At 73.1% G+C, this 25,085-nt stretch carries 26 protein-coding genes; 14 read left to right on the top strand and 12 right to left on the bottom strand.

Translation table 11 applies throughout. From position 1 onward, the window contains the following. Positions 1 to 72: 72 nt before the first annotated feature. The 3 genes from AB0A94_RS29615 to AB0A94_RS29605 form a co-directional block, all read right to left on the bottom strand. The gene (locus AB0A94_RS29615; RefSeq protein WP_361748995.1) at positions 73 to 1,167 is read right to left on the bottom strand and encodes a chemotaxis protein; all 1,095 of its coding nucleotides are present in this window, start codon (positions 1,165 to 1,167) and stop codon (positions 73 to 75) included. A 79-nt stretch (positions 1,168 to 1,246) separates the two neighbouring features. Next, positions 1,247 to 2,848, bottom strand: a complete 1,602-nt coding sequence (locus tag AB0A94_RS29610) for an alpha/beta hydrolase (RefSeq protein WP_361748994.1) — start codon at positions 2,846 to 2,848, stop codon at positions 1,247 to 1,249. 226 nt (positions 2,849 to 3,074) lie between these two features. Then, positions 3,075 to 3,560, bottom strand: a complete 486-nt coding sequence (locus AB0A94_RS29605) for a nucleoside deaminase (RefSeq protein WP_361748993.1) — start codon at positions 3,558 to 3,560, stop codon at positions 3,075 to 3,077. An 82-nt stretch (positions 3,561 to 3,642) separates the two neighbouring features. Between AB0A94_RS29605 and AB0A94_RS29600 the strand changes: the two genes are divergently transcribed. Next, entirely contained in the window at positions 3,643 to 4,434 is a 792-nt protein-coding gene (locus AB0A94_RS29600) for a GNAT family N-acetyltransferase (protein ID WP_361748992.1), read from the top strand. A 110-nt stretch (positions 4,435 to 4,544) separates the two neighbouring features. After that, entirely contained in the window at positions 4,545 to 5,504 is a 960-nt protein-coding gene (locus AB0A94_RS29595) for an NAD-dependent epimerase/dehydratase family protein (protein WP_361748990.1), read from the top strand. A gap of 281 nt (positions 5,505 to 5,785) precedes the next feature. Here AB0A94_RS29595 and AB0A94_RS29590 read toward each other — a convergent pair whose 3' ends face one another. After that, positions 5,786 to 6,226, bottom strand: a complete 441-nt coding sequence (locus tag AB0A94_RS29590; protein WP_361748989.1) for an SPW repeat protein — start codon at positions 6,224 to 6,226, stop codon at positions 5,786 to 5,788. A gap of 477 nt (positions 6,227 to 6,703) precedes the next feature. Between AB0A94_RS29590 and AB0A94_RS29585 the strand changes: the two genes are divergently transcribed. The 4 genes from AB0A94_RS29585 to AB0A94_RS29570 all read left to right on the top strand — a co-directional run bounded on the left by AB0A94_RS29585 (position 6,704) and on the right by AB0A94_RS29570 (position 10,715). Next, on the top strand, positions 6,704 to 7,594 hold the full coding sequence (locus AB0A94_RS29585; RefSeq protein ID WP_361748988.1) for a glycoside hydrolase family 19 protein: 891 nt from the start codon (positions 6,704 to 6,706) through the stop codon (positions 7,592 to 7,594). Between the two features lie 105 nt (positions 7,595 to 7,699). Further along, positions 7,700 to 9,067, top strand: a complete 1,368-nt coding sequence (locus AB0A94_RS29580; RefSeq protein WP_361748987.1) for a PI-PLC domain-containing protein — start codon at positions 7,700 to 7,702, stop codon at positions 9,065 to 9,067. 135 nt (positions 9,068 to 9,202) lie between these two features. Next, positions 9,203 to 9,598, top strand: coding sequence for a VOC family protein (locus tag AB0A94_RS29575; protein WP_361748986.1), 396 nt, complete (start codon positions 9,203 to 9,205; stop codon positions 9,596 to 9,598). Positions 9,599 to 9,644: 46 nt separating this feature from the next. Beyond that, the gene (locus AB0A94_RS29570; protein ID WP_361748985.1) at positions 9,645 to 10,715 is read left to right on the top strand and encodes an adenosine deaminase; all 1,071 of its coding nucleotides are present in this window, start codon (positions 9,645 to 9,647) and stop codon (positions 10,713 to 10,715) included. Here AB0A94_RS29570 and AB0A94_RS29565 read toward each other — a convergent pair. Beyond that, the gene (locus AB0A94_RS29565; protein ID WP_361748984.1) at positions 10,697 to 11,212 is read right to left on the bottom strand and encodes a DinB family protein; all 516 of its coding nucleotides are present in this window, start codon (positions 11,210 to 11,212) and stop codon (positions 10,697 to 10,699) included. The genes AB0A94_RS29570 and AB0A94_RS29565 overlap by 19 nt on opposite strands. A 28-nt stretch (positions 11,213 to 11,240) precedes the next feature. Continuing rightward, positions 11,241 to 12,125 carry a LysR substrate-binding domain-containing protein gene (locus AB0A94_RS29560; RefSeq protein WP_361748983.1) on the bottom strand — a complete coding sequence of 295 codons (885 nt, stop codon included), beginning with the start codon at positions 12,123 to 12,125 and terminating at the stop codon, positions 11,241 to 11,243. A gap of 128 nt (positions 12,126 to 12,253) precedes the next feature. On the opposite strand from AB0A94_RS29560, the gene mgrA reads away from it, so the two are divergent. The 3 genes from mgrA to AB0A94_RS29545 all read left to right on the top strand — a co-directional run bounded on the left by mgrA (position 12,254) and on the right by AB0A94_RS29545 (position 16,416). After that, positions 12,254 to 13,246, top strand: a complete 993-nt coding sequence (gene mgrA / locus AB0A94_RS29555; protein ID WP_361749021.1) for an L-glyceraldehyde 3-phosphate reductase — start codon at positions 12,254 to 12,256, stop codon at positions 13,244 to 13,246. Positions 13,247 to 13,617: 371 nt separating this feature from the next. Further along, complete coding sequence (locus AB0A94_RS29550; protein ID WP_361748982.1) at positions 13,618 to 14,028, top strand: hypothetical protein; 411 nt, start codon at positions 13,618 to 13,620, stop codon at positions 14,026 to 14,028. A 66-nt stretch (positions 14,029 to 14,094) separates the two neighbouring features. Then, positions 14,095 to 16,416: an FHA domain-containing protein gene (locus AB0A94_RS29545; RefSeq protein WP_361748981.1), complete on the top strand. Its 2,322-nt coding sequence runs from the start codon at positions 14,095 to 14,097 to the stop codon at positions 16,414 to 16,416. A 119-nt stretch (positions 16,417 to 16,535) separates the two neighbouring features. Here AB0A94_RS29545 and AB0A94_RS29540 read toward each other — a convergent pair whose 3' ends face one another. From AB0A94_RS29540 to AB0A94_RS29530, 3 genes are read right to left on the bottom strand one after another with little or no spacing between them, the layout of a single operon-like run. After that, on the bottom strand, positions 16,536 to 17,822 hold the full coding sequence (locus AB0A94_RS29540) for a streptophobe family protein (RefSeq protein WP_361748980.1): 1,287 nt from the start codon (positions 17,820 to 17,822) through the stop codon (positions 16,536 to 16,538). Positions 17,823 to 17,831: 9 nt separating this feature from the next. Next, positions 17,832 to 18,317 carry a PRC-barrel domain-containing protein gene (locus AB0A94_RS29535; protein WP_361748978.1) on the bottom strand — a complete coding sequence of 162 codons (486 nt, stop codon included), beginning with the start codon at positions 18,315 to 18,317 and terminating at the stop codon, positions 17,832 to 17,834. Next, positions 18,314 to 18,898, bottom strand: coding sequence for a PRC-barrel domain-containing protein (locus AB0A94_RS29530; RefSeq protein WP_361748977.1), 585 nt, complete (start codon positions 18,896 to 18,898; stop codon positions 18,314 to 18,316). Before AB0A94_RS29530 ends, AB0A94_RS29535 begins: the two co-directional genes overlap by 4 nt. A 181-nt stretch (positions 18,899 to 19,079) precedes the next feature. Here AB0A94_RS29530 and AB0A94_RS29525 point away from each other — a divergent pair, with 181 nt between their 5' ends. Continuing rightward, the gene (locus AB0A94_RS29525) at positions 19,080 to 19,535 is read left to right on the top strand and encodes an ATP-binding protein (protein WP_361748976.1); all 456 of its coding nucleotides are present in this window, start codon (positions 19,080 to 19,082) and stop codon (positions 19,533 to 19,535) included. A gap of 40 nt (positions 19,536 to 19,575) precedes the next feature. Here AB0A94_RS29525 and AB0A94_RS29520 read toward each other — a convergent pair whose 3' ends face one another. Further along, entirely contained in the window at positions 19,576 to 20,463 is an 888-nt protein-coding gene (locus AB0A94_RS29520) for an RNA polymerase sigma factor SigF (protein WP_361748975.1), read from the bottom strand. Between the two features lie 259 nt (positions 20,464 to 20,722). On the opposite strand from AB0A94_RS29520, the gene AB0A94_RS29515 reads away from it, so the two are divergent. Continuing rightward, on the top strand, positions 20,723 to 21,109 hold the full coding sequence (locus tag AB0A94_RS29515; RefSeq protein ID WP_361749020.1) for a helix-turn-helix transcriptional regulator: 387 nt from the start codon (positions 20,723 to 20,725) through the stop codon (positions 21,107 to 21,109). An 18-nt stretch (positions 21,110 to 21,127) separates the two neighbouring features. Here the strand turns inward: AB0A94_RS29515 and AB0A94_RS29510 are convergent, their stop codons facing one another. Together AB0A94_RS29510 and AB0A94_RS29505 are read right to left on the bottom strand one after the other, a co-directional pair. Next, entirely contained in the window at positions 21,128 to 21,730 is a 603-nt protein-coding gene (locus tag AB0A94_RS29510; protein ID WP_361748974.1) for an ATP-dependent Clp protease proteolytic subunit, read from the bottom strand. Beyond that, on the bottom strand, positions 21,730 to 22,386 hold the full coding sequence (locus tag AB0A94_RS29505) for an ATP-dependent Clp protease proteolytic subunit (RefSeq protein ID WP_217131259.1): 657 nt from the start codon (positions 22,384 to 22,386) through the stop codon (positions 21,730 to 21,732). Before AB0A94_RS29505 ends, AB0A94_RS29510 begins: the two co-directional genes overlap by 1 nt. 215 nt (positions 22,387 to 22,601) lie before the next feature. Here AB0A94_RS29505 and AB0A94_RS29500 point away from each other — a divergent pair, with 215 nt between their 5' ends. The 3 genes from AB0A94_RS29500 to AB0A94_RS29490 all read left to right on the top strand — a co-directional run bounded on the left by AB0A94_RS29500 (position 22,602) and on the right by AB0A94_RS29490 (position 25,083). Beyond that, entirely contained in the window at positions 22,602 to 23,084 is a 483-nt protein-coding gene (locus AB0A94_RS29500) for a VOC family protein (RefSeq protein ID WP_361748972.1), read from the top strand. Between the two features lie 255 nt (positions 23,085 to 23,339). After that, positions 23,340 to 24,035, top strand: a complete 696-nt coding sequence (locus tag AB0A94_RS29495; protein WP_361748971.1) for a ribonuclease H — start codon at positions 23,340 to 23,342, stop codon at positions 24,033 to 24,035. A gap of 64 nt (positions 24,036 to 24,099) precedes the next feature. After that, positions 24,100 to 25,083, top strand: a complete 984-nt coding sequence (locus tag AB0A94_RS29490) for an aldo/keto reductase (RefSeq protein WP_361748970.1) — start codon at positions 24,100 to 24,102, stop codon at positions 25,081 to 25,083. The last annotated feature ends 2 nt before the right edge of the window (positions 25,084 to 25,085 follow it).

Here is a 25,085-nt window from a genome sequence, read left to right as displayed (position 1 = left end):
GGCCGCCGTCACTCATTCACGCGTTCGACGGACAAGTGTTCGCGCGTGGGTGACCGGTGGGTCGCCCCGTCCTCAGTAGCGCAGCACCGCCGCCATCCCGTCCGCGTCCCCGAGCGCGCCGTCCGGGACGAAGCGGACCTCGGCGCCGGTCTCCAGGCACTGTTCGACGATCTCGTCCACGATGTCCGCGCGGGCGTCCAGGTCGCCGTCCTCGGCGATGACCAGATGGTCGCCGGTGTCGCGCGCCGTGATCCGGTAGTTCTCCTCCACGGCCAGCAGCCGGACCCGGCCCTCCCGGGCGCTCTGCCACAGCTCGTCGACGCCGGCCGCGAACTCCTTGCGGCCCCGGGCCGACTCCAGCGACCGCGCCACGTCCTCGGTGCTCCTGCGGGCCTCGGCCTCCAGCACCGGCCGCACGGCCTGCCACACCGCCTCGGGCGTGCCGTGCGCCAGGCCGCCGTGCGGGACGTGCACGGCGTCCCCGGCCGCACTGCCGGCCTCGCCCAGCAGGGACAGGGCGGCGGGCTCACCGGTGACGTACAGCGGCCGCGGGTGGTGGCGCAGCAGCTTCCCCAGCGCGGTGTCCGCCTCGCGCAGGAACCGGCGGGTGTCCTCGTTCCGGAAGCTGCTCGGCTGGTCGCCGATCCACTCCTGCCGCTCGGGGTCGAAGTTCCGCTGCTCCCGGATCAGCGGGAAGCCGCCGGCGCGTTCCTCGACGACCCGGTCCACGCCGCCGCTCCACAGGGTGCACCGGTCGGCGGAGACGGACAGCACCCAGAACGGCCGCTGCGCCGTGTGGGCGGAGACGAGGTTGCGGGTCAGGAAGGTGTCCGAGAGGACGATGCGCTCGGGCACGCTGCGGGCGAGCGACCACACCTGGTGCTCGCCCGGGGCGGCGAAGATGACCAGGCCGTCCTCGGAGTGCGACAGGTCGACCTCGGCCAGGGCCCGGTCGAGCTGCCGGGCCACATCGGTGCGCCGGTCCCGGGTGACCGCGGGATCGGCCTCCAGCTTCTTCTTGGCCTCGGCCACCGCGTTGCGCAGCCGGACGGCGTCCTGGGTGTTGAGGGGCTCGCGCCGGTGCGTCGGCGTCAGCACGGACACCGCGGGGTAGGGGCGCGGGCGACGAAGCTCGGCAAGGGCCGTGGGACTCAGATCGTGCTCCATGACAGCACCATAGGGCGGATTCACCGACAGGGCATTCGGGGCAAAGCGGGCCTGTGCGTCCCCGGGGCCGGGCAGCCGCTCAGAGGCGGCCGTCGTCCTCGGATCCGCAGGAACTGCCGCTGCGCGGCAGGGAGCCGTAGAGCAGGAAGTCGTCGATCTTGCGGTGGACGCACTCGGACGCCCCGTAGCCGGTGTGCCCCTCCGCCCGGTTGTCCAGCACCACGGCGGAGGGGCCGAGCCGCTCGGCCGTCTCCACCGTCCAGCGGTACGGCGTGGCCGGGTCGCCCCGGGTGCCGACCAGCAGCATCTTCGGCGTGTCGAGGTCCTTGACCCGCTCGCGGATGTAGTCGGTCCCCTTGGGGCGGCCGTAGCACAGCACCACCTGGGCGAGCCGGTACCGCCCGAAGACCGGCGAGGCCTCCTGGTAGGCGCCGCGCAGCCGGGCCAGGTCCCGGGTCAGGCGTTCGGCGTCCGGACGCTCGGGGTCGTCCGCGCAGTTCACCGCCATCAGCGCCGCCGGCAGGTTGTCCAGGGGCACGTCCTCCTCGTCGACGAGGGGGTGGTCGGCCCGATGGGGCACGGGCGGCGCCATCCCCCCGGTCGCGAGGGCCTCCACCCCGCGCGTGTCCCCGTCCTCCATGAGCTGGGCGAGCGCCCGCTGCAGCAGCGGCCACGTCTCCTTGGTGTAGAGGCCCTGCCCGATGGCGGCGACCAGGTCCTGACCGGTGAACTCGTAACCGAAGTCGGTCGGCACCGGGTTCTCGTCGAGCGAGTCGACCAGCTCCACGACCTGTGTGCGGGCCGTGCGCGCGTCCTGCCCGAACGGACAGGAGAGCTCCTCGGTGCACCAGGTGAGGAAGTTGTCCAGCGCGGTCTGCTGCCCCCGGGCACCGGCCAGCCCCTGCTCGGCCAGCGGCTCGGTCAGCGTGTCCACGCCGTCGAGCGCCATGCGGCCGACCTTGTCGGGGAACTTGGCGGCGTACACCGCGCCGAGCCGGGTCCCGTACGAGAATCCCAGGTAGTTGAGCTTCTCGTCGCCGAGCGCCTGACGCATCACGTCCAGGTCGCGTGCGACGTCCACGGTGCCGATGTGCTCGAGGACCGGGCCCGAGTGCTCGGCGCACTCGGCGGCCACCTCGCGCAGCTTGCGCAGCGTGTCGCGCGGATCCGCGGTCTCCTCGCCGTCGGTGGCCTCCAGCGCCTGACCGGTGGCGTCGGCGCCGCAGCTGACCGGCGCGGAACGGCCGACGCCCCGCGGGTCGAAGGAGACCACGTCGTAGTCCTCGGTCAGGCCCAGGAAGTCCTCGCGGCCCCGGGCGAGTCCCAGCACCCCCGAACCGCCCGGACCGCCGAAGTTCAGCAGCAGCGAGCCCCGTGGGTCGCCGGAGGCACGGTAACGGGCGAGGGCCAGTTCGAGGGTGCCCCCGTCGGGCTTCGCGTAGTCGAGCGGCACGGTGACCGTCCCGCACTGCATGTCCTTCGGCAGGTCCGTGCCCTCGCAGGCCGACCACGTGATCTTCTGGTCGTGGAACCGGTCGAGGTCGGCGTCCGTCCGGCCGGTGGCCGTCAGTCCCGTGCCCAGCAGGGCCAGCCCGACCGCCCCGGTGGCCGCGCAGCGCCGGACCGTGGGCCGCACCGCGCGGCGCCGGACCGAGGGTCGCTTGGACAGCTTGGCCAGCATCGATGCCTCCAGGGACGCCCCGACCGGCGCCCTCGCCCACCATAAGCGGGCCCCGGGGCTCCCGCCCGCCGGCCCGGCGACAGTACGCCGGGCGGTCCGGCCGGGTACCCGGCCGCCACGAGCCCGGCGGCCCGTGGCCGGGCCGGCCGGCGGCGGGACGCCCGATGAGGTGAGACGGCTGCGGACGTACGGCCGGACCGTCCGGAGAGACGGCCGGCCCCGTGGGTCAGCCGCGTCCGCGGTGGAACCGCCGGTGCAGCTCCTTGACCTCCTCCGCCAGCCGGGGGACGGGGCCGGCCACGGTCACGCCCGGGGCGATCTCGGCGACGGGCAGCGTCCGCACCGGCGGGGCTGGCACCCCCAGTTCGGTGAGCCAGGACGCCAGCTGCTCGGAGGAGGCGACGTACACGATGCGTCCGAGGCCCACCCAGGCGTGGGCGGCGGCACACATCGGGCAGTGCTCGCCGGAGGTGTACACCGTGGCCGCGGCCCGTTCGGCGGGGGTCATGCGGGCGGCCGACCAGCGGGCCAGTTCGAACTCCGGGTGCCGGGTGCGGTCCCCGGAGGCCACGCGGTTGTGGTCCTCGGCGAGCACGGTGCCGTCCCCGGACACGAGGACCGAACCGAACGGCTCGTCACCGGACTCCAGCGCCTCGGCCGCCAGTTCCACGCAGCGCCGCAGGTACGGCAGTTCCTCGTCCCGCACGACCATGGTCAGGCCTCCTCGTCTCGTCCGACCGGGAGCAACGGTAATCCCGTTGCCCCGGACATCGCCCCATGATGGGGTCCGGCGCATGGATCAAACGGATCAAGTTGACGTACTGGCCCTGTTCGACCGTGAGGTGCGCGAGGGGGCGCGGCCCGACGGCCCCGGCGCGGAGGTGGAGCGAGCCGGCGCCGTGGTGCGCCAGAAGGGACCCGCGCACGGCTGGAACGGTGTCGTCTGGTCCGCCCTGGAGGCGGCGGACGCGGACGTGGTGATCGCGGAGCAGATCGCGCACTTCACCGGGCTCGGCCGCGAGTTCGAGTGGAAGCTGTACGGACACGACCGGCCGGCGGACCTCGGGCAGCGACTCGCGGCGGCCGGATTCGTCCCCGAGCCGGCCGAGACGCTCATGGTCGGCGAGGTCGCCGGTCTCGCCCTGGACGCGGAGCCGCCCGAGGGGGTCCGCATCGTGCCCGTCACCGACCGGGCGGGCGTCGACCTGATGGCGGAAGCACAGGCGAAGGCGTTCGGCACCGATGTCTCCCGGTTCCGCCGGTACCTGCTCGACCGGCTCACCGCCGACCCCGGCACCGTCGTCGCCGTCGTGGCCCTGGCGGGCGGCGAACCGGTGAGCGCGGCGCGCATGGAGCTGGTGCCGGGCACCCCGTTCGCCGGGCTGTGGGGCGGTGGGACCGTGCCGCGGTGGCGGGGCCGGGGGATCTACCGGGCGCTGGTGGCCCACCGGGCCCGGGTCGCGGCCGACCGTGGCTACCGCTATCTCCAGGTCGACGCCTCCAGCCAGAGCCGGCCCATCCTCGAACGCCTCGGCTTCACCCCTCTGACCACGACCACGCCGTACGTGTACGTGCCCGTGCGGTAGGTCGGGGCGGTACGGCCCGTCACTGCAATCCCTCATTGCGAGAGTTATAGTCTCTAACAATTGTGAGGGCCGATAAGTGATCCCTCGCGCCGTCCGTCGAGGAGACCGTCATGCCCGCTGCCGCCCCCGCCTCCCGCCCCCTGCACGCCGTCCTGGGATCCGGTCCCGCCGGAACCACCCTCGCCCGGGAGCTCGTCCGGCGGGGTCACGCCGTCCGGCTCGTCTCCCGGAAGGGGGACGGGCCGGAGATCGAGGGGGTCCGGCGGCAGGCCGCCGACGTCGGCACGGCCGACGGCGCACGCGCGGCCGTCGCCGGCGCCGCCGTGGTGTACCACTGCGCCAACGTCGCCTATCACCTGCAGGTCGAGGTGATGCCGCGGATCCAGGAGGCGGTGCTCGCCGCCGTCGAGGAGTCCGGAGCCCGGCTCGTCGTCCTCGACACGATCTACCCGTACGGCCCGACCGGGGGAGCGGTGATGACCGAGGACACCCCCTGGCGGGCGACCAGCCGCAAGGGCCGGATGCGCGCCACGCTCGACGAGCGGTATCTCGCCGCGCACCGGGAGGGCCGTGCCCGGGTGGTCCTCGGCCGCTCGGCCGACTTCGTCGGTCCCGGAGTGCTCAACTCGTCCCTCGGCGGAGCCGTCTTCCCGGGGGCGCTCACCGGCGGCGAGGTGATGGGGGCGGGTGACCTGGACCTGCCGCACAGTTACAGCGGCATCGAGGACGTGGCGGCCGGTCTGGCCGTCCTCGGCGAGCGGCCCGAGGGCGACGGGCGGGTGTGGCATCTGCCCACCGCGCCCGCCGTCAGCACCCGTGAGATCCACGCCATGATCGAGAAGCGGACCGGCCGGCCCCTGAAGGTGGTCGTCCTGGAGGAGCCGCGCCCCTTCGGCCCGTTCGACGAGGTCTTCATGGCCGAACTCGCCGAGATGTTCTACCAGTACACCGAGCCCCAGATCATGGACTCCTCGGCCTTCGAACAGGCCTTCGGCGTGACGCCGACGCCGCTCGAGGAGACCGTGGACGCCACGGTGACCTGGTACGAGCAGTGGCTGTCGCGCCGCTGACGCGGACCGCCGGATTCCGTCTGCGGCCGGTCCTCGCGCGTTCCGGCGCGGTCGCTTCCGGTGTGGTCGCTTCCGGTGCGGTGAGGCCGATCCGGAGCGGCCGCTCCACCCGGGCGACGCCCCGAAGGCCGCCCCGAAGGCCGCCCCGAAGGCCGCCCCGAAGGCCGCCCCGAAGGCCGCCCCGAGGTTGCCCCGAAGGCCGCCGCGACGGTCCCGCCCGGACGCGAGAGGGCCGGTCCGCGATCGGCGCGGACCGGCGTTCGGCTCCTTTCGTGGCCCTCCTACGACCGGCGGGCGGTCTTGGCGGCCGTGGCGGCGCAGGCCGTGCCCAGGATCAGGGTGAGGGCGCCGATGATGATGTTGTTCCAGATGACGCCGGCGTCGGGGTCACTACCGACGATCCACGGCGAGACGATCATCCACAGGCCCAGGGCGCACATGGCCCCGCTGAGGCCGTACATGCGCGCCGGGGCCGCGGTGAACCCCAGGGCGAGCAGACCGATCGCGATGCCCACGATCAGGTTGTGGGTCACGAGCGCGGGCTGGCTCGTCGTGTAGTGGAGTATCCACGGGGACACCGCGCAGTAGAGACCGAGCAGGAACACCGGTCCGTCCACGAGGGCCACATCACGACCCCCGAGCATGCGGTCGTACCGTGCCCGCATCTCCGAGGCATCGGGGTGGCTCGTGATGTCACCGCGGGGGTGTGAGACGTTGGCCATGGGTCGTCTCCTTCGACTAGCAGGCCTGACCGCGTCTGGTGCGGTATGCGGTAAGAGCCGCGTAGGTTCATTCTGCCCTTATTTTTCCTTTATGTGTAGGGCTCGTGGGGAGTCGGGTCCGGTCGCGGTCCCCGCCGCGGACCACCTCCGCACGGCCCGCCCGCGGACGGCCGCGCGGCCGGCCCGGTGAACGGGCCGGACGGCGTGTCCGGCACCCGGCGCCGGGGAGTTCGGGCACGGGCCGGCCGCCGGTGCGACCCGTCGGCCCGGCCGCCGCGAGCCCGCGGACGCGTCCGCGCCGCGATGACTGGTCTAAACCCTTGACTGGTACAGACCAAAGCGGTTGAGTGTGCTCTCACACCCCCCACCACGGCCGCCCCCACTGCCGTGACCGGCCCCGCCGGCATGTGCGGGCGAGGTCCCGCTCAGGCGTGCCCCCGCCCGGGAGCGGCCGCGTTCCGCGAAGGAGTCGTTCCCTTGTCGAGAAGACGCATCGCCGCCGTGACCGCCGCTCTCGTCCTCGCCGGCAGCGCGCCGGTGCTGCTCCCCGCCGCCACCGCCTCCGCCGCCTCGTGCTCCAGTTATCCGAACTGGGTGGCCGGAAGGTCGTACAACGCCGGTGACATCGTGCGCTACACCGACGGCCGGGCGTACATCGCCGAGCACGCCAATCCGGGGTACGACCCGGTCATCAGCACCTGGTACTGGGAGCCGTACGCCTGTGACAACGGCCCCGGAACGCCCGTTGGCACCTTCGTGGTGACCGAGGCGCAGTTCAACCAGATGTTCCCGAACCGGAACCCCTTCTACACCTACAGCGGGCTCACCGCCGCGCTGAGCGCCTACCCCGGTTTCGCCAACACCGGCGGTGACACGGTGAAGAAGCAGGAGGCCGCCGCCTTCCTGGCCAACGTCAGCCACGAGACCGGCGGTCTGGTGCACGTGGTGGAGCAGAACACCGCCAACTACCCGCACTACTGCGACTGGGGACAGCCGTACGGCTGCCCGGCCGGCCAGGCGGCGTACTACGGGCGCGGACCGATCCAGCTGAGCTGGAACTTCAACTACAAGGCGGCGGGCGACGCGCTCGGCATCGACCTCCTGGGCAACCCCTGGCTGGTGCAGAACGACGCGGCCGTCGCCTGGAAGACCGCCCTGTGGTACTGGAACACCCAGTCCGGGCCGGGCACCATGACCCCGCACAACGCCATGGTCAACCAGGCCGGTTTCGGCCAGACGATCCGCAGCATCAACGGCTCCCTGGAGTGCGACGGCCGGAACCCGGCGCAGGTGCAGAGCCGGGTGACCAAGTACCAGCAGTTCACCCAGATCCTCGGAACGTCACCCGGCGGCAACCTGTACTGCTGACGCCCGACCGTTCGGCGTGCTGTCATGCACCTGACCTAAGAGCCTCGGGTAGCGGCCCGCGCACCGCACGTGCGCGGGCCGTCCCCCGGACGAAGGGCAGCCACCATGCGCACCCCCCACGCCCTGCTCACCACGACCGTCACGGCCGCCGCGCTGGCCGCGACGGTCGTGGCACCCCTACCTGCCGCCGCCGCGTCGGTTCCGCCGCCCGGCGCCTACTACGTCCAGAGCGCGACGACCGGACTGAACGCCGCCGACGCCTCCGGCGCGGTCGAACAGCACAGACCGCGCGGCGACGAGGACCACCAGCAGTGGAACCTGCGCGCCGACGGCACCCTGGAGAACACCGACGGCCCCGGCACCTGCCTCGGCCGCGCCGGCGACCAGGCCCGGACCGTGGCCTGCGCGAGCCCGGAGGCGCGCTGGGAGATCGCCCCCGTGGGCGCGGACCGCTTCACGCTCACGGTCCCCGGCACCGACCGCCGCCTCACCGTCGTCCCGAAGCCCTCCGGCGCCAACCATCCCGCCCCGCTCGCCGTGGGCACCGGCACGGGTGACCTCGCCACCTGGTACCTGACCCCGGTCGACCCGGTGACCCGTCCCCTGCCGCCGTGGGACCTGCGCACCCTGGACGAGGTCACCTTCCTCACCGCCCACAACGCCTACGCCAACGGCGTCGACGGCGGCTTCGCCCCGCCCTTCATCGACCTCTTCCCCAACCAGAACCGGGGCATCGAGCGCCAACTCGCCGACGGCGTCCGCGGATTCATGCTGGACATCCACCAGACCCCGGACGGCGCGATCCTCTGCCACAACAGCTGCACCCTGGTCAGCAGGCCCGTCGCCCTGTGGGTGGACCTCCAGCGGATCGTCGACTTCCTGCGCGCCCACCCCGATCAGTTCGTCACCGTCTTCCTGGAGGACTACGTCGACCCGGGCGTCCTGCGCGCCGAACTCGCCCGCGTCCAGGGGCTGTCGGACGTGCTCTACCGGCCCGACCGCACCGGTGTCCGGGAGAACGGCTGGCCGACCATGGGGGAGCTGGCCGCCGCCGGGCACCGGCTGCTGATCTTCACTGACCACAGCCGCGCCGCCGACCGGGCCGCCGGAACGACCCGGGACACCTTCGGCGTGCTGTACCAGCGGGAGTGGACCGTCGAGAACCACTGGTCCATGGGCCCGGGCGTCGGCGCCTCCGACTGGTCCTGCTACAGCCGGTGGTACGACGCGGACACCACCATCCCGCTGACCCGCACCGAACCCGGCTTCCGCCCCCTGTTCGTCATGAACCACTTCCGGGACACCACGATCGCCTCCACCGCCGGCACGGACAACTCCAAGCTCGCCGACCGCGCCCGCCGGTTCTGCCGGCCGGCCGCCCGCAAGAAGCCCAACTACCTCGCCGTGGACCGCTACGACCTCGGCGACCCGGCGGCCGCCGTCACCGCCCTCAACACCTACGCGTATCCGTAGCCGGCTCTCCGGTCCCGCTCCGGTCCCGCTCCGGTCCCGCGCCGGTCCCGCTCCGGGGCCTCCCCGGAGCGGGACTGGCGCGCCCGGCGGTTTTACGTATAACCTCTCCGGTCAATCCCCCTTCGAGAGGTCACGATGAGACGCATCCCCCTGGTCACCCTCGTCGTCGACGACTACGACGAGGCGATCCGCTTCTACACCGGGGCGCTCGGTTTCCGGCTCGCCGAGGACGCGCCCAGGCCGGACGGCGGCCGCTGGGTCGTCGTCGAGCCGGACGCCGGGCACACCGGCACGGGGCTGCTGCTCGCCCGCGCCGAGGGGGAGGCCCAGCGGGCCAGGGTCGGTGACCAGACCGGCGGGCGCGTGGGCTTCTTCCTGTACACCGACGACTTCGCCCGCGACCACGCGCGCATGACCGCCGCCGGCGTGACCTTCCTGGAGGAGCCGCGCCACGAGCCGTACGGCTCGGTCGCCGTCTTCCGGGACCTGTACGGCAACCGCTGGGACCTGCTCCAGCCCGCCACCCCCTGATCCGCTCCGCCTTCCCGCCGAACGACCCGCCGAGGAAAGACCGCACATGTCATCTACGCGCATAGACGCAGAAACCCTCCGCCGCCTCCCCAAGGCGGTGCTGCACGACCACCTCGACGGCGGTCTGCGCCCCGCGACCGTCGTGGAACTGGCGGCGGCCGTCGGCCACACCCTGCCCACCACCGACCCCGACGAGCTCGCCGCCTGGTACGTCGAGGCCGCGAACTCCGGCGACCTGGTCCGTTACATCGCCACCTTCGAGCACACCCTCGCCGTCATGCAGACCCGTGAGGGCCTGCTGCGCACCGCCGAGGAGTACGTGCTCGACCTGGCCGCCGACGGTGTCGTCTACGGCGAGGTGCGCTACGCCCCCGAGCTGAACACCCGGGGCGGGCTGACGATGCGCGAGGTCGTGGAGACCGTCCAGGAGGGCCTCGCCGCCGGCATGGCCAAGGCCGCCGCCGCCGGGACGCCCGTCCGGGTCGGCACCCTGCTCTGCGGCATGCGGATGTTCGACCGGGTCCGCGAGGCCGCCGACCTGGCCGTCGCCTTCCGGGACGCCGGGGTCGTCGGCTTCGACATCGCCGGCGCCGAGGACGGCTTCCCGCCCGCCGACCACCTCGACGCCTTCGCGCACCTGCGCCGCGAGAGCGTGCCCTTCACCATCCACGCCGGCGAGGCCCACGGCCTGCCCAGCATCCACCAGGCGCTCCAGGTGTGCGGCGCCCAGCGCATCGGGCACGGGGTGCGCATCACCGAGGACATCGTGGAGGGCAAGCTCGGCCGCCTCGCCGGCTGGGTCCGCGACCGCCGGATCGCGCTGGAGATGTGCCCCACCTCCAACCTCCAGACCGGCGCCGCGACCTCGATCGCCGAGCACCCGATCACCGCGCTGAAGGACCTCGGCTTCCGCGTCACCCTCAACACCGACAACCGCCTCGTCTCGGGCACCACCATGACGCGGGAGATGTCCCTGCTGGTCGAGCAGGCCGGCTGGACGGCCGAGGACCTGCGCACGGTCACGGTGAACGCCGTGAAGAGCGCGTTCCTCCCGTTCGACGAGCGGAACGCGCTCATCCGGGACGTCGTCCTGCCCGGCTACGAGTCCGTGCTCTGAGTCAGCCCCCGCACGTACGCGGCCTGTCCGACGTGCTGCAGATCGTCGGACAGGACGCTGACCAGCCGTACGCCCAGGGTCACCGGAGGATCCCAGCCCTCGTCGACGACGCGCTCCAGGTCCTTGGCGGCCAGCGCGCGCAGCGCCCCCAGGGTCTGCTCGTGCACCGCGTCGTGGTAGCCGGTCAGCAGGTCACCGGAGCCGACCCGCACCTCGGCGACCTCCGCCGGGGTGTGGCCGTACCCCGTGTCGTGGCGGGGCAGGCCGAGGTCCAGGCGCTTCTCCCAGCCCTGGGAGAGCCACACCTGGTCGAGCCCGAAGGCGTCGGCGACGTGGTCGTCCTGGACCCGGGTGAGGTGCCAGACCAGCCAGGCGACGGAGTTCGCGCCGGGGCCGGGCCGGGCGTTCAGGTCGTCGGGACCGAGGCCCTCGACGGCGGAGTGGACTTCTTCCCGGACGCGGCCGAAGCCGTCTATGAGGATGTCCTTGGCATGCATGCCCCCTACCCTCGCGCATCCGCGCGCCTCACGCGCCCCCGTCGTCCAGCAGGGTCATCAGCGCCCGCGCCGCCGGACTCGTCGCCCGCGGTGACGGCACCAGGGCGACCGTCTCGTACACCGCCTCCCCGGTGTCCTTCAGCGGGAGCGCGGTGAGGGCCTCCCGCTTGTGCCGGAAGTGCCGCGGCACGACGGCGACGCCCAGGTTCTCGTCGACCAGGTCGAGCAGGCTGTGCACGTCGTTCACCTCCAGCGCCACCGTGCGCCGTACGCCCGCGGCGGCGAAGGCCGCGTCGGTGGCGCGGCGCGGACCCCAGTCCGGGTGGAAGTCGACGAAGACCTCGTCGCCGAGATCGCGCGGGGTCAGCGGCGCCCCGGCGCGCGCGAGACGGTGGCCGGGGTGGCAGAGCACCGTCATCGGCTCGCTGGTCAACGGCACCGACCGCAGCTGCTCCGGGTCCGCCTCCGTCCGGTAGGCGAAGGCCAGGTCCAGCCGCCCCGCCGCGACCTCCTCCGCCAGCGCGGCCGACCCCCACTGCCGCAGCCGGATCTCCACGTCCGGGTGGAGCCGCCGGAACGTGGCGAGCAGCTCCGCCACGTTCACCCCGGCGATGCACTGCTCGGCGCCGACCGCGAGCGTGCCGCGCAGCACGCCCTGCACCGCGGCCACCGCCTCGTGCGCGGCCCGCACCTGGGCGAGGATCCGCTCGGCCTCCGCCAGCAGCGCCCGGCCGGCCTCGGTGAGCGTCACCCTGCGGGTCGTGCGGACGAACAGCGGGGTCTGCAGCTCGCGCTCCAGGGCGCGGATGGACGCGGACAGGCCCGACTGGGAGACCAGCAGCCGTTCCGCCGCGCGGGTGAAGTGCTGGTCCTCGGCCACGGCGACGAAGTGCTGGAGGTGACGCAGTTCCATGATTGAGAAGCGTATCCGCTGAATTCCATCGGATTCTTCTGTTGGACCACTGCCCGCAGGTCGCGACAGAGTGGACGGGCGGTTCGACGGAACCGTCCAAGACGTGTGCCAACCCCTCTGGAGTCGTGTTGTACACCGCACACCCCGACCGTTACGCGGACATGCCCTACCGGCGCACCGGCCGCAGCGGCCTGAAGCTCCCCGCGCTCTCGCTCGGCCTGTGGCACAACTTCGGTCCCGACCGTCCGGCCGGGACCCAGCGCGCCATCCTGCGCCGCGCCTTCGACCTGGGCGTCACCCACTTCGACCTCGCCAACAACTACGGGCCCCCGCCGGGCGCGGCCGAGTCCGCCCTCGGCGAGGCCCTGAAGGCGGACTTCGCGCCGTACCGCGACGAACTGGTGATCTCCACCAAGGCCGGCTACCTGATGTGGCCCGGCCCGTACGGCGAATGGGGCTCGCGCAAGTACCTGCTCTCCTCGCTGGACCAGAGCCTGAGCCGGATGGGTCTGGACTACGTCGACATCTTCTACTCGCACCGCTTCGACCCTCAGACTCCGCTGGAGGAGACGATGGGCGCGCTGCACTCGGCGGTCCAGCAGGGCAAGGCGCTGTACGTCGGTGTGTCCAACTACTCCGCGGAGCAGACCCGCGAGGCCGCCCGCATCCTCGGTGAGCTGGGCACCCCGCTGCTGATCAACCAGCCCCGCTACTCGATGCTCGACCGCCGTCCGGAGGACGAGGGGCTGATGGACGCCCTGGACGAGCTCCAGGTCGGCTCCATCGCCTACTCCCCGCTGGAGCAGGGCCTGCTGACCGCCCGCTACCTGGACGGCATCCCCGAGGACTCCCGGGCCGCGAGCGACAGTCCCTTCCTGAACACCGACGCCGTCACCGGGGAGCTGGTGGGCCGGCTGCGCGCGCTCGACGAGATCGCCGCCTCGCGCGGCCAGACCCTGGCGCAGATGGCGCTGTCCTGGGTGCTGCGCGGCGGCCGCCTCACCTCCGCCCTGGTCGGCGCGAGCAGCCCGCAGCAGCTCGAGGACAGCGTCACCGCCACGCGGAACCTCGACTTCAGCGAGGAGGAGCTGGCCCGCATCGACGCGGTCGTGAAGCAGTAGGGGCACCGGTGCGGGCCGGGCGTCGTGCGGCCGCCCGGCCCGTGGCCGACGGCGTCGTGGCGGTGGGCGTCCGTGGCCACGGCGGATTCCCCGGGGAGGCCGTGCCCGCCGGTCGGACAGCGGATCCCGGTCGACCACCTCCGAGGTCACATGCGCTCCCTCGGCCACACCCGCACCGTTTCGGCCAGCGACGGCCGTGAATATGCCAGGAGACTGGCCGGAAACATATGGTGACAGTGTTTCAGCGGTGAACATACTCGACATCGAGAGCGCTTCACACCGCGCGACGGCGCCCTCACGCACAGCATGCGAGCCACGAGGCGGGCAGCCGGCCCGGCCCGGCGGGCGAGCGACGCAGCGGGGGAGGGAACGTGCACGACGAATTCCTGTGCCATGTCACCGCGTACGGGATCTGCGACGGCCGGCGCATCGGCGTACCGCTCGGCACCTACCGGGCGCCCACCCTCGCCCTGGCCCTGTGGTGGCTGCGCGACCGCGCCCTCTGGATCGCCGAGCGTCTCGACCCGCAGCCCGACGCCGAGCACTTACCGCCGGGAGCGCTCGTCCCCGTCGCCGACGGCGTGCCCGACGTACCCGCCGTGCTGCGCACCTGGTGCGGCGACGTCGCCCGGCAGGAGGAGGTGGCCGAGACGCTCGCCGCCGGACGGATGGTGCGCGTCGCCACCGGTGACGACACCACCGAGTACGAACTGCTGGCCGAGTCCGTGGACGCCCTGCGCATGCAGCGCGCCGCCCGGGTGCTCGGCGTTCCCGTCGCCTGAGGCGCACGGCCGCGCCCCGGCCGGTGACACCGGGCACCCGAACGGGCCAATGGGTAGAATCCAGTCATGGCGGAGCGGCCGGTCGCCCCGGAGCTCGTCCTGGAGACCGAGACGGGCTCCACCGTGATGAGTCCGGTCCGCGACTACCACGTGGGACGCGACCCGTCGAGCGACATCGTCTTCGACGACGCCCGGGTCTCCTGGCACCATGCGGTGCTCCGTCCCGAGGACGGCCGCTGGACCGTCGAGGACGAGCACAGCGCCCACGGCACCTACGCCGACGGTCAGCGCATCCGCACCCGGGAGGTCGGCCCCGGCCACGTCATCCACTTCGGCAGTCCCGACGACGGCCCCCGCGCCGTCCTCGCCGCCCCCGCGCGCGACCGGCCGCAGGCGGTCTCCCATCCCGCCCTCACCCACACCTTCCGGCAGCCGGCCTCCGTACGGCCGCTGCCCACCCGCACCGTCCGCATCGGCCGGGACCCCGACAACGACCTGGTCGTCGACGACCTGATCGTCTCCCGGCACCACGCCGAACTGCACCTCCACGCCGACGGCTCGTACGAGATCGTCGACCTCGGCAGCCACACCGGCACCTACCTCAACGGCGTGCCGGTCGACCGGGCCGACATCCGCCCCGGCGACATCGTCGGCGTCGGCCACTCCGACTTCTGCCTGATCGGCGACGAACTCCAGGAGTACGTCGACACCGGCGAGGTCTCCCTCGACGTCCAGAACCTCACCGTCGCCGTCGACCGGGGCGCCAAGCGCCTCCTCGACCACGTCTCCTTCCCGGTGGGGGAGAAGTGCCTGCTCGCGGTCGTCGGCCCGAGCGGTGCGGGCAAGTCCACCCTGATGAACGCGCTCACCGGTCAGCGCCCCGCCGACCACGGCACCGTCCTCTACGACGGCCGCGACCTCTACCACGACTACGCCGAGCTGCGCCAGCGCATCGGCCTCGTCCCGCAGGACGACATCCTGCACACCCAGCTGACCGTCCACGCCGCCCTGTCCTACGCCGCCGAGCTGCGCTTCCCGCAGGACACCGCCCAGGCCGAACGACGGGCCCGGGTCGACGAGGTGATCCGCGAACTCGGCCTCGGGGAGCGGGCCCGCCAGCATGTCCACAGCCTGTCCGGCGGACAGCGCAAACGGGTCAGCGTCGCGCTGGAACTGCTGACCAAGCCGTCACTGCTCTTCCTCGACGAGCCGACCTCCGGCCTCGACCCCGGCATGGACCGCTCGGTGATGCGCATGCTGCGCGGCCTCGCCGACGACGGCCGGACCGTCGTCGTCGTCACCCACAGCGTGCTCAGCCTGGACGTCTGCGACCGCCTCCTCGTCCTCGCCCCCGGCGGCAGGGTCGCCTACTACGGCCCTCCCGGCGACGCCCTCGCCTTCTTCGGCTTCGAGCACTGGCCGGAGGCCTTCGAGGCGTTCGAGCAGCAGCGGGACCGGGACTGGAAGGGGCAGTACCACGACTCCCTCTTCCACCGGCGGTACGTCGTCGAGGCCGCCGCCCAGCCCGAGCGGCCCCGCGAGGAGCCGGTCACCGTGGGCCCCCCGCCCCGGCCGCGCGGCTGGGGCGCCCAGCTCCGCACCCTGGTCCGCCGCTACACCGCCGCGCTCGCCGCGGACCGCACCTTCCTCGCCGTCATGATCGCGCTGCCGTTCGTGATGGGCGCCATGGCGCGGGCCCTCGCGGGCAGCGAGCTGACGCGCAGGTCCGCCATGAACGCCCTGCTCATCCTGTGCGTCGGCGCGGTCCTCACCGGCGCGGCCAACGCGGTGCGCGAACTCGTCAAGGAGCGGGTGATCTACCAGCGGGAGCGGGCCGTGGGCCTGTCCAGATCGGCGTACCTGATGTCCAAGGTGGTCGTGCTCGGTACGGTCACCGTGCTCCAGGCCGTGGTGCTGACCCTCGTCGCACTGCTCGGTGTGGACCTGAACGCACCCGGTGGCGAAGGCGTGCTGATGCCGCCCCTTGTCGAGATCACCGTCGCCGTCGCGCTGCTCGCCTTCACCGCGATGATGCTCGGCCTGCTGGTCTCCGCGGTGGTCCGCAAGGAGGAGGTGACGATGCCGCTGCTGGTGCTGCTCGCCATCGTCCAGGTCGTCTTCTGCGGCGCCCTGCTGCCGCTCGAGGGCGTGCTCGTGCTGGAGCAGCTGGCCTGGCTGGTACCCGCCCGCTGGGGGTTCGCCGCGATGGCCGGCACCATCGGGCTCCCCGCGCTCTCGCCCGGCGACCTGAGCCGTGATCCGCTCTTCGTGCACACGGTGGACGTGTGGCTGCTCGCCGTCGGCATGCTGCTCGCCCTGTCGCTGGTCCTCGGCCTGCTGGTGTCCCGTCTGCTGCGGCGCCACGAGCCGGCCGTGATGCGGGGGTAGGCGCCGGCGACGACGGCCCCGGATTCCGTCCCCCGCACGTCGCCCCGCGCCACTGACCGCCGGCCGCCCCGACCTCGCCCCACGGGCCGGCGCCGTCCCCGCCAGGGCCCTGGCCGCCGCTACGCCTCCTGCCGGGGCCTCGTCGCGGCCCCGCCCCTCCGGCGTACCCCGCGCGCCGACAGCGCCCCCGCGAAACCCGTGACCAGGCCCCACAGCAGGGCCAGGCCCAGGGCGCTCCACAGCCGCGGCCTCAGCAGCACCTGGCCGGAGAAGCCCTCGCCGAGGTCACCGATGCCGAGCACGGACAGGCCGAACCGTGCGGAGATCCGGACCATGAGGCAGATCATCAGCACGGCCGACGCCAGTGCCGGCGCCATGCGCGCGGCGTGCCGCCAGGCGGGGACCCGGGCCGGGGACCGGGCCGCCGTCACGGACGCGGCGGCCAGCAGCAGCACCGCGTCCACCACCAACAGCCACCACCACCTCCCGCCGTCGTGCTCGGTGAGCGTGCGCAGGTTCAGGGCGGAGACGTCCGGGGTGCGCAGCACCTCGTCGAGCACCCGCGGCATGGGCAGCCCGAAGGGCCCCTCCACCCTGCCGTCCCAGGTGGCACCGAGCCCGATCGTCAGCGCCAGCCAGGCCACGTTGGGCAGCCCCAGCAGGATCACGGCGAACGTCTCGGCCGGGTGCCCCCGGGTGGCGGCGACGACCAGCGCGATGACGAGGCAGACGACGACGGCGGCCAGCAACAGCAGCACCATCGCCTGCGCTGCCGGACGCGCCGACGTCTGGAACCGCAGCAGCCCGGCCGGCAGCGGGGCACCCCGGGACACCAGCAGTGACACCACCAGCACCCCCGCCAGCCAGAGCAGGCCGACGAGGACGGTCGGCGGCACGTCGGTGGAGAACCCCACCACCGGCCTGATCCCGAACAGGTCACCCAGGTCACCGAGCGGGCCGTCCCCGAGGGAGAGCTCGAACGTGTGCCGCGCGGCGAGCGCGAGGCCGAGGAGCGCGAACAGCCACAGGGCGGCGATCCTCGCGGCCCACCCGGCCAGCTCGGGCGCCCCGGCGACCGCGTGGTGCCGCAGCGGGCGCAGGAAGGCCCGGCCGACGACCAGTGCCCCGACGAGGGTGACGGACAGCGGGACGACCGTCAGACCGCCCTCCGTGCCGGCCAGTTCACCGGCGTCCCCGGAGAGCTCCACCGAGCCGCCGACGGCCGCGACCACCGTCGCCGCGACCACCGGAGGGAAGGAACCGCCCGGAAGGTCCCCGGCACCCGCCGCCCACAGCCCGAGCGAGGCCACCGCGCCCATGGTGATCAGCGCGCCGAGTACCGCGGCGAGGGCCTGCGCCCAGCCGTGACGGGCGGCCGGACGGCCGGAGAAGGTGCGTGAGCTCACGTCTGCACGCTAAGCAGCCCCGCCCGCCCCCGCCCGCCGGGAGGTCCGTCCGCGCGGCATGTCCTCCGCGTGGTGCCCGTCGCCCGTCCGGACCACCAGGGCGTGGTCCCCGAGACCCAGCAGGCGCTCGGCCGGCAGCTCGCCGAGGGTCGTCAGGACCGCCTCGATGCGGGCGGTGACCGGATCGAACGCTGCGTCGAGCACGGTGCCGCGCTCCTCGCCGCACTCGGTGAGCACCCTGCTCCCCACCAGGTCGCGGTGGGGCGGGACCTCGGCCGGCCGGCCGGACGGGCGCGCGATCAGCATGTCCGGGCCGGCCGCGCCCAGGTCGGCCCAGGCCACCACGGCCTCCCTGCGCAGCCGCCCGCGCCGTATCCGGACGTGCGTGACCTCCCTGGACGCCGCGTCGACCGTCAGCGCGCGCACCGCCCCGACCCGGTCCGCGTCGCCCGGGGTGAGGACGGGCAGCCCGTGCACCCGTGAGAACAGCATCATCGGACCGCGCCCCTCCCGAGCCCGTGGCGGGCGCCGGCCCGGGCGACGAAGGACGGCAGGTCGCCGGTGACGTACGCCGTCGCGTGCGCCGGGATCACCAGCGTCCGGCCGGAGACGCTCAGGACCTCGCCCCGCGGCACGTACACCTGGTGCCGGCGGTGCCGGGAGCCGTGCACCAGCTCCCGGTGCGCGGCGAGCCGGAACGCGACGAGCCGGCCACTGGTACCGCCCTCGACCAGCACGTCGAGCACCGAGCCCACCAGGTCGCCCTCGTCGGTCAGCACCTGCGCCCCGAGCAGCCGCCCGCGCAGGGCGTCACGGCGCGCCACCGACAGCGGCAGGTCGCACAGCGCCCCCTCGTCGCGGACCATCACCGCGTGAGGGCCCAGGCAGTGCACCGCCGGCCAGGGCAGGTCCCGCGGCAGCGGGCCCGACATCAGGGTCCGGCCGGTGAGGGTGAAGCTCGCGATCCGCCCGGCCGCCGGGTCGAAGACCGTGTCCTTGACGTGCGCCACGGCATCGCCGCCCAGCGTCACCACGGGCAGCGTCGTCAGGCTCCGCACCGCCGTCAGTCCGTTCATGGCGCCCCTTCCGCCGAACCCCGGTGGAGCCCGGGTTCCCGCCCCGCGGAGCCGAACACCGACCCGGGTCCTCCACCCCGCGGAGCCGAACACCGATCAGGGGGACTGCGCCGCGAGAGCCGGGGTACCAGGACTGGTGCAGATTCGTCCGGTCGACCCGGCTTCGCGGAAAGAAACGAGCATGACCTACCACCTGGACGGGGCAGTGATACCGACTGGCTTCGACGTGCCCGTGGAACCGCTGCGGCGGGCGGCACACTTCACCGGCGAGCCGGGATGCATCGCCGAGGCGCGGACGTTCGCCGCGCACTTCCTCCAGCAGCTGCGGACCGAGTGGTGCGCCACGATCGACGAGCGGGCCGACGGCGCGGTGCTGCTGGTGGTGAGCGAACTGGTCACCAACGCGGACCGGCACAGCGACGGACCGTACATCCTGGAGCTGGAGGGCACGGACACCTCGCTCACGGTGGCGGTCTACGACAGCAGCGCCAGCCTGCCCCGGGTCTTCCCCCGCAACCCCGAACGCGTCGGCCGGCACGGTCTGGAGATCGTCCGCGCGCTGGCACGGGACGTCCGTGTGGAGCGCGTCCCGGTCGGCAAGTGCGTGCGCGCCGTGCTGGAGCTCGGCGCCGCCTGACCGGCCGCGTCGTCGTCCGCCCGGTCAGGCGCAGCCGAGGTCAGGCACAGCCGAGCTCGCCCAGCATGCCCTCGCGCAGCCGGGTGATGATCCGCTTGATCAGGCGGGACACATGCATCTGCGAGCAGCCGAGGCGCTCGCCGATCTCCGCCTGGGTGGCCTCCTCCACGAACCGCATGTGGATGATCTCCCGGTCGCGTTCGCTGAGCTCGGCCATGAGCGGAGCGAGCGAGTGGAAGTCCTCGACGAGGCGCAGCCCCTCCTCCTCGATCCCGATGAAGTCGGCCAGGACGGCCTCGCCGTTCTCCGGGCCGTCACCGGTGAGGGCGGCGTCCAGCGACGACGAGTTGTACCCGTTCGCGGCGATCTGCCCCTCGACGACCTGCTGCTCGGTGATGTTCATCAGCGTGGCGAGCTCACCGACCGTGGGCTCCCGGTCCAGCCGGCTGGCCAGCTCCTCGCGGGCCTTCGCCAGCTCGACGCGCAGCTCCTGGAGCCGGCGCGGCACGTGCACGGCCCACGTGGTGTCCCGGAAGAAACGCTTGATCTCACCGACGATGTACGGCAGCGCGAAGGAGGTGAACTCGACCTCGCGGGACAGCTCGAACCGGTCGATGGCCTTGATCAGGCCGATCATGCCGGTCTGCACGATGTCGTCCATGTCGTCGCCGCGGCCGCGGAACCGCCCGGCCGCGAACCGGACGAGGGACATGTTCATCTCGATGAGGGTGTTGCGCGCGTACTGGTACTCGTGCGTGCCCTCCTCCAGTTCCGCCATGCGACGGAAGAACTGGCGGGACAGCTCCCTGGCGTCGCGCGGGGCGACGGCGCGCGGATCCACCACGTCCAGCGGACTTCCGTCACCCGTCCCGGCCTCGGTGTGCATCTCCGCTACCTGCGCCTGCGACCGGATCACGGCGGTCCTCATTACCTCTCCCCACGGACGTCACGGCTGACATGTGCCTGAGCCCTGCGGGTACCCAGGTCACGCGGACCCATGCCCACCGTGTTCCGAGAGGCTCGGAACCGCGGCGCGCACCGGTCGTCACTCGTACGTCCGATGGTACGGGGGCGCGGCCCGCGCGGCAGCCCGGGCCGCGCCCGGGAACGCCTTCACTCAGGGCGGAACTCCGCTCCCTTCCCCTCGGGACCGGAATTCCTAGGCTGAGGAGGTGACCAATCAAGAGCTGACCGGCCCCGCGCCGGACCGTGCCCGTGTCATCCCCCTGCGCCCCGGCCCGTCGCGGCCGGAGCCGGCACCCGCGCCCAGGGAGCCGCTGCTGCGCGACCTCGTCGGCGACGTGCTGCGCAGCGAGCGGCTCGCCCAGGAACGGACGCTGAAGGACGTCGCCGACGCGGCCCGGATCTCCCTGCCCTATCTCTCGGAGGTGGAGCGGGGCCGCAAGGAGGCCTCCTCGGAGGTCCTCGCGGCCGCCGCCCAGGCGCTCGGCCTCGGCCTCGGCGACCTGCTGACCCGGGCCCACGGAGAGCTGGTCCGCGTCACCGGCCGCCGGACCGTCACCGGCCGGGGAGTGTCCGGCTCCGCCCACAACGGACTGTGCCTGGCCGCCTGACCCGCGGCGCCCGGCGCCTCACACGCCCACCAGGCGCCGGGCCAGCACCTCGTCGGCCAGGCCGTACGCCACGGCCTCCTCGGCGGTGAACACCTTGTCGCGGTCCATGTCGGCCCGCAGGGTCGCCACGTCGTGGTGCGTGTGCCGGGACAGCACCTCCTCCACCTGGGAGCGGATCCGCACCATCTCCTTGGCCCGCAGCGCCAGGTCGGACGCCGTGCCGCGCGTGCCACCGGTGGCCGGCTGCCCGAGCAGCACCCGCGCGTGCTCCAGCACGAACCGCCGCCCCGGGTCCCCGCCCGCCAGCAGCACGGCCGCCGTGGACGCCGCCTGCCCGACGCAGAACGTCGAGATCGGAGCCTGGACGAACGTCATCGTGTCGTAGATCGCCATCAGCGAGGTGAACGAGCCGCCGGGGGAGTTGATGTAGACCGCGATCTCGCTCTCCGGGGCCGCCGACTCCAGATGGAGGAGCTGCGCGATGACCACGTTGGCGACCCCGTCGTCGATCTCCGTGCCCAGGAAGATGATCCGCTCGGCCAGCAGCCGGCTGAACACGTCGTAGGACCGCTCGCCCTGCGGGGTGCGCTCGACGACGTTCGGAATCGTGTACGTCCCCATCACCGCAGTCCCATCCTGGGCCGGGCGGCGGCCGGGCGGACGTCGGCGAGCGACTCCACCACCCGGTCGACCATCCCGTACTCCCTGGCCTGCTCGGCGGTGAACCAGCGGTCCCGGTCGCCGTCCCGGGAGATGGTCTCCGGGGTCTGGCCGGTGTGCTCGGCGGTGATCCGCTCGATGGTCCGCTTGGTGAACTCCAGGCTCTCCGCCTGGATCTCGATGTCGGCGGTGGTGCCCCCGATGCCCCCCGACGGCTGGTGCATCATGACGCGCGCGTTCGGCAGGGCGTAGCGCTTGCCCGGCGTGCCGACGCAGAGCAGGAACTGGCCCATGCTGGCCGCGAAGCCCATCGCCAGGGTCGAGACGTCGTTGGGGATCAGCCGCATCGTGTCGTAGATGGCCAGGCCCGCGTGGACCGAGCCGCCGGGGCTGTTGATGTACAGGCTGATGTCGGTGCGCGGGTCCTCGGCGGACAGGACCAGCAGCTGCGCGCACACGCGGTTGGCCGACACCTCGTCGACCTGCGTGCCGAGCAGCACGATGCGCTGCGCGAGCAGCTGGGCGGCGAGATGGTCGTCGAACCGGGTCGGCGGGGTGTCGCCCTCCTCGGCCCGGGGCAGCGGGGCCGGCCACGGGCCGGCGGTGAACGGGGACATCGGCGCTCCTGGTGGTCGCTCGTCGGAACGCGGCCCGGGTGACCGCGTGTCACCCACTGTCGACGGAACGGTCCGGCCGGCGGGGAAATCTCTGCCCGCGGCAGATTCGCCACGGGCAGAGCGCCCGTTCCGCTCCCGGTCCGCCGCGCACCGATGAATTCCGCGGCGCGCGGGAGTCGACACCCATGACCGCGATCCATCCACGGGAGGTGCCCATGAACACCGACGGATTCACCACGTGTCTCTGGTACGACGGCCAGGCGGAGGAAGCCGCGAACTTCTACGTCTCGGTCTTCGAGAACTCCAGCCTCGGCGCCGTCGTCCGGAAGACCGGTGCCACGCCCGGCACCGAGGGTTCCGTGCTCACCGTCGAGTTCACGGCCAACGGCCAGAGGTTCGTCGCGCTGAACGGCGGACCCGAGTTCACGTTCAACGAGGCGATCTCCTTCCAGCTCGACTGCGCGGACCAGGCGGAGATCGACCACTACTGGGAGAAGCTCGTCGAGGGCGGAGGCGAGTACGGCCCCTGCGGCTGGCTCAAGGACCGGTTCGGCGTCTCCTGGCAGGTCAACGCGGTCCGGCTGACCGAGATGGCCGGCGACCCGGACCGGCGGAAGGCGGACCGCGCCATGAAGGCCATGATGACGATGGGCAAGCTCGACATCGCCGCCCTGGAGAAGGCGTACGCGGGCGAGTGAGGTCCGGACCGCGGGCCCCGGCCGGCCGTGGCGGAGGCCCTCCCCGATCACCCGTGTGATCCCGGAGGCACCCGTGCCGGGCCCGGCGCCCGCTGCGGGCGGTGGTCCTCACCCGTGCCCCGGGGAGTCCGGCGCGTTCTTCCCCGCCGTGCTCTCCCACCGTTCGAAGCGGTTCGGGGACGGGGCGCGCCTCCGCGTCCACGGCCCGGGGGAGCGGGACCGGCACGCCCGCCCGGACATGGCATGATCGGGCGCATGCGTGAACGAGTTGTGGCCGCGTGCGACGGGGCTTCGAAGGGAAATCCCGGGCCCGCCGGCTGGGCCTGGGTGGTCGCCGACGCGTCCGAGGCGCCGGTCCGCTGGGAGGCCGGCGCGCTCGGCACGGCCACCAACAACGTCGCCGAACTCACCGCCCTGGAGCGGCTGCTGACGGCGACCGATCCCGCCGTACCGCTCGAGGTGCGGATGGACTCGCAGTACGCCATGAAGGCCGTCACCACCTGGCTGCCCGGCTGGAAGCGCAACGGCTGGCGCACGGCGGCCGGCAAGCCGGTCGCCAACCAGGAACTCGTCGTCCGCATCGACGGACTCCTCCAGGACCGCTCGGTCGAGTTCCGCTACGTCCCCGCCCACCAGGTCGACGGCGACCGGCTCAACGACTTCGCCGACCGCGCGGCCAGCCAGGCGGCCACCGTCCAGCAGGACGCCGGCAGCGCACTGGGTTCGCCCGAGCCGCCGGCCGCCCCGGACCGCCCGGCGGGCGGTGCGGCCAAGCGCGGGTCCGGCGGGGCGAAGACCCCCCGGCAGCGCGGCGGCTCCTCGGCCCGCACCATCAAGGCGAAGTTCCCGGGCCGCTGCACGTGCGGGCGGTCCTACGCGGCAGGGGAGCCGATCGCCAAGAACGACAAGGGCTGGGGCCACCCCGACTGCCGGACGGCCCAGAGCGCCTGACCGGGCCCGCGCGGAAGCGGAGCCGCCCCGTCGCCCGGCCGGGACGGATGACAGACTGACGTCCATGGACGAGCGCACATTCGACAGGTCGGGACAGCACGCCTCCGTGATCGGTCTCGGCACATGGCAACTCGGGGCGGACTGGGGCGACGTCGACGACAAGGAAGCCCTCGCGGTGCTGGAGGCCGCCGCCGAGTCGGGCGTCACCTTCTTCGACACCGCCGACGTCTACGGCGACGGACGCAGCGAGCAGACCATCGCGTCGTTCCTGAGCGGACGGCCCGACCTGCACGTACTGGTCGCCACCAAGATGGGCCGCCGGGTCGACCAGATCCCGCAGAACTACGTGCTGGACAACTTCCGCGCCTGGAACGACCGCTCGCGGCGCAACCTGGGCGTCGACCGCGTCGACCTGGTGCAGCTGCACTGCCCGCCGACCCCCGTCTACTCCACCGACGAGGTCTTCGACGCCCTCGACACCCTGGTGGCGGAGGAGCGCGTCGCCGCCTACGGCGTCAGCGTGGAGACCTGCGCGGAGGCGCTCACCGCGATCGCCCGGCCGAACGTGGCGAGCGTGCAGATCATCCTCAACCCGTTCCGCATGAAGCCGCTGCTCGAGGTGGTCCCGGCCGCCCGCGAGGCGGGCGTCGGCATCATCGCCCGGGTCCCGCTCGCCTCCGGACTGCTGTCCGGCAAGTACACCAAGGACACCGTCTTCCCGGAGAACGACCACCGCACCTACAACCGGCACGGCGAGGCCTTCGACCAGGGCGAGACCTTCTCCGGCGTCGACTACGCGACCGGTGTCGAGGCCGCCGCCGAGTTCGCCGCGCTCGCCCCCGAGGGATACACCCCGGCCCAGCTGGCCCTGCGCTGGATCATCGGGCAGCCCGGCGTCACCACCGTCATCCCCGGCGCCCGCACGCCCGAGCAGGCCCGCGCCAACGCGGCCGCCGCCCGGCTCCCCGAGCTACCCGGGGCGACGCTCACGGCGATCCGGGACCTCTACGACCGGCGGATCAAGGACCAGGTCGAAGCCCGCTGGTAGCG

The sequence above is a fragment of the Streptomyces sp. NPDC044984 genome, from assembly GCF_040646935.1.
Classification (GTDB): Bacteria; Actinomycetota; Actinomycetes; order Streptomycetales; family Streptomycetaceae; genus Streptomyces.
The sequence above is the reverse complement of the archived record's forward strand: the minus strand, read 5'-3'. Positions and strand labels throughout refer to the sequence as shown.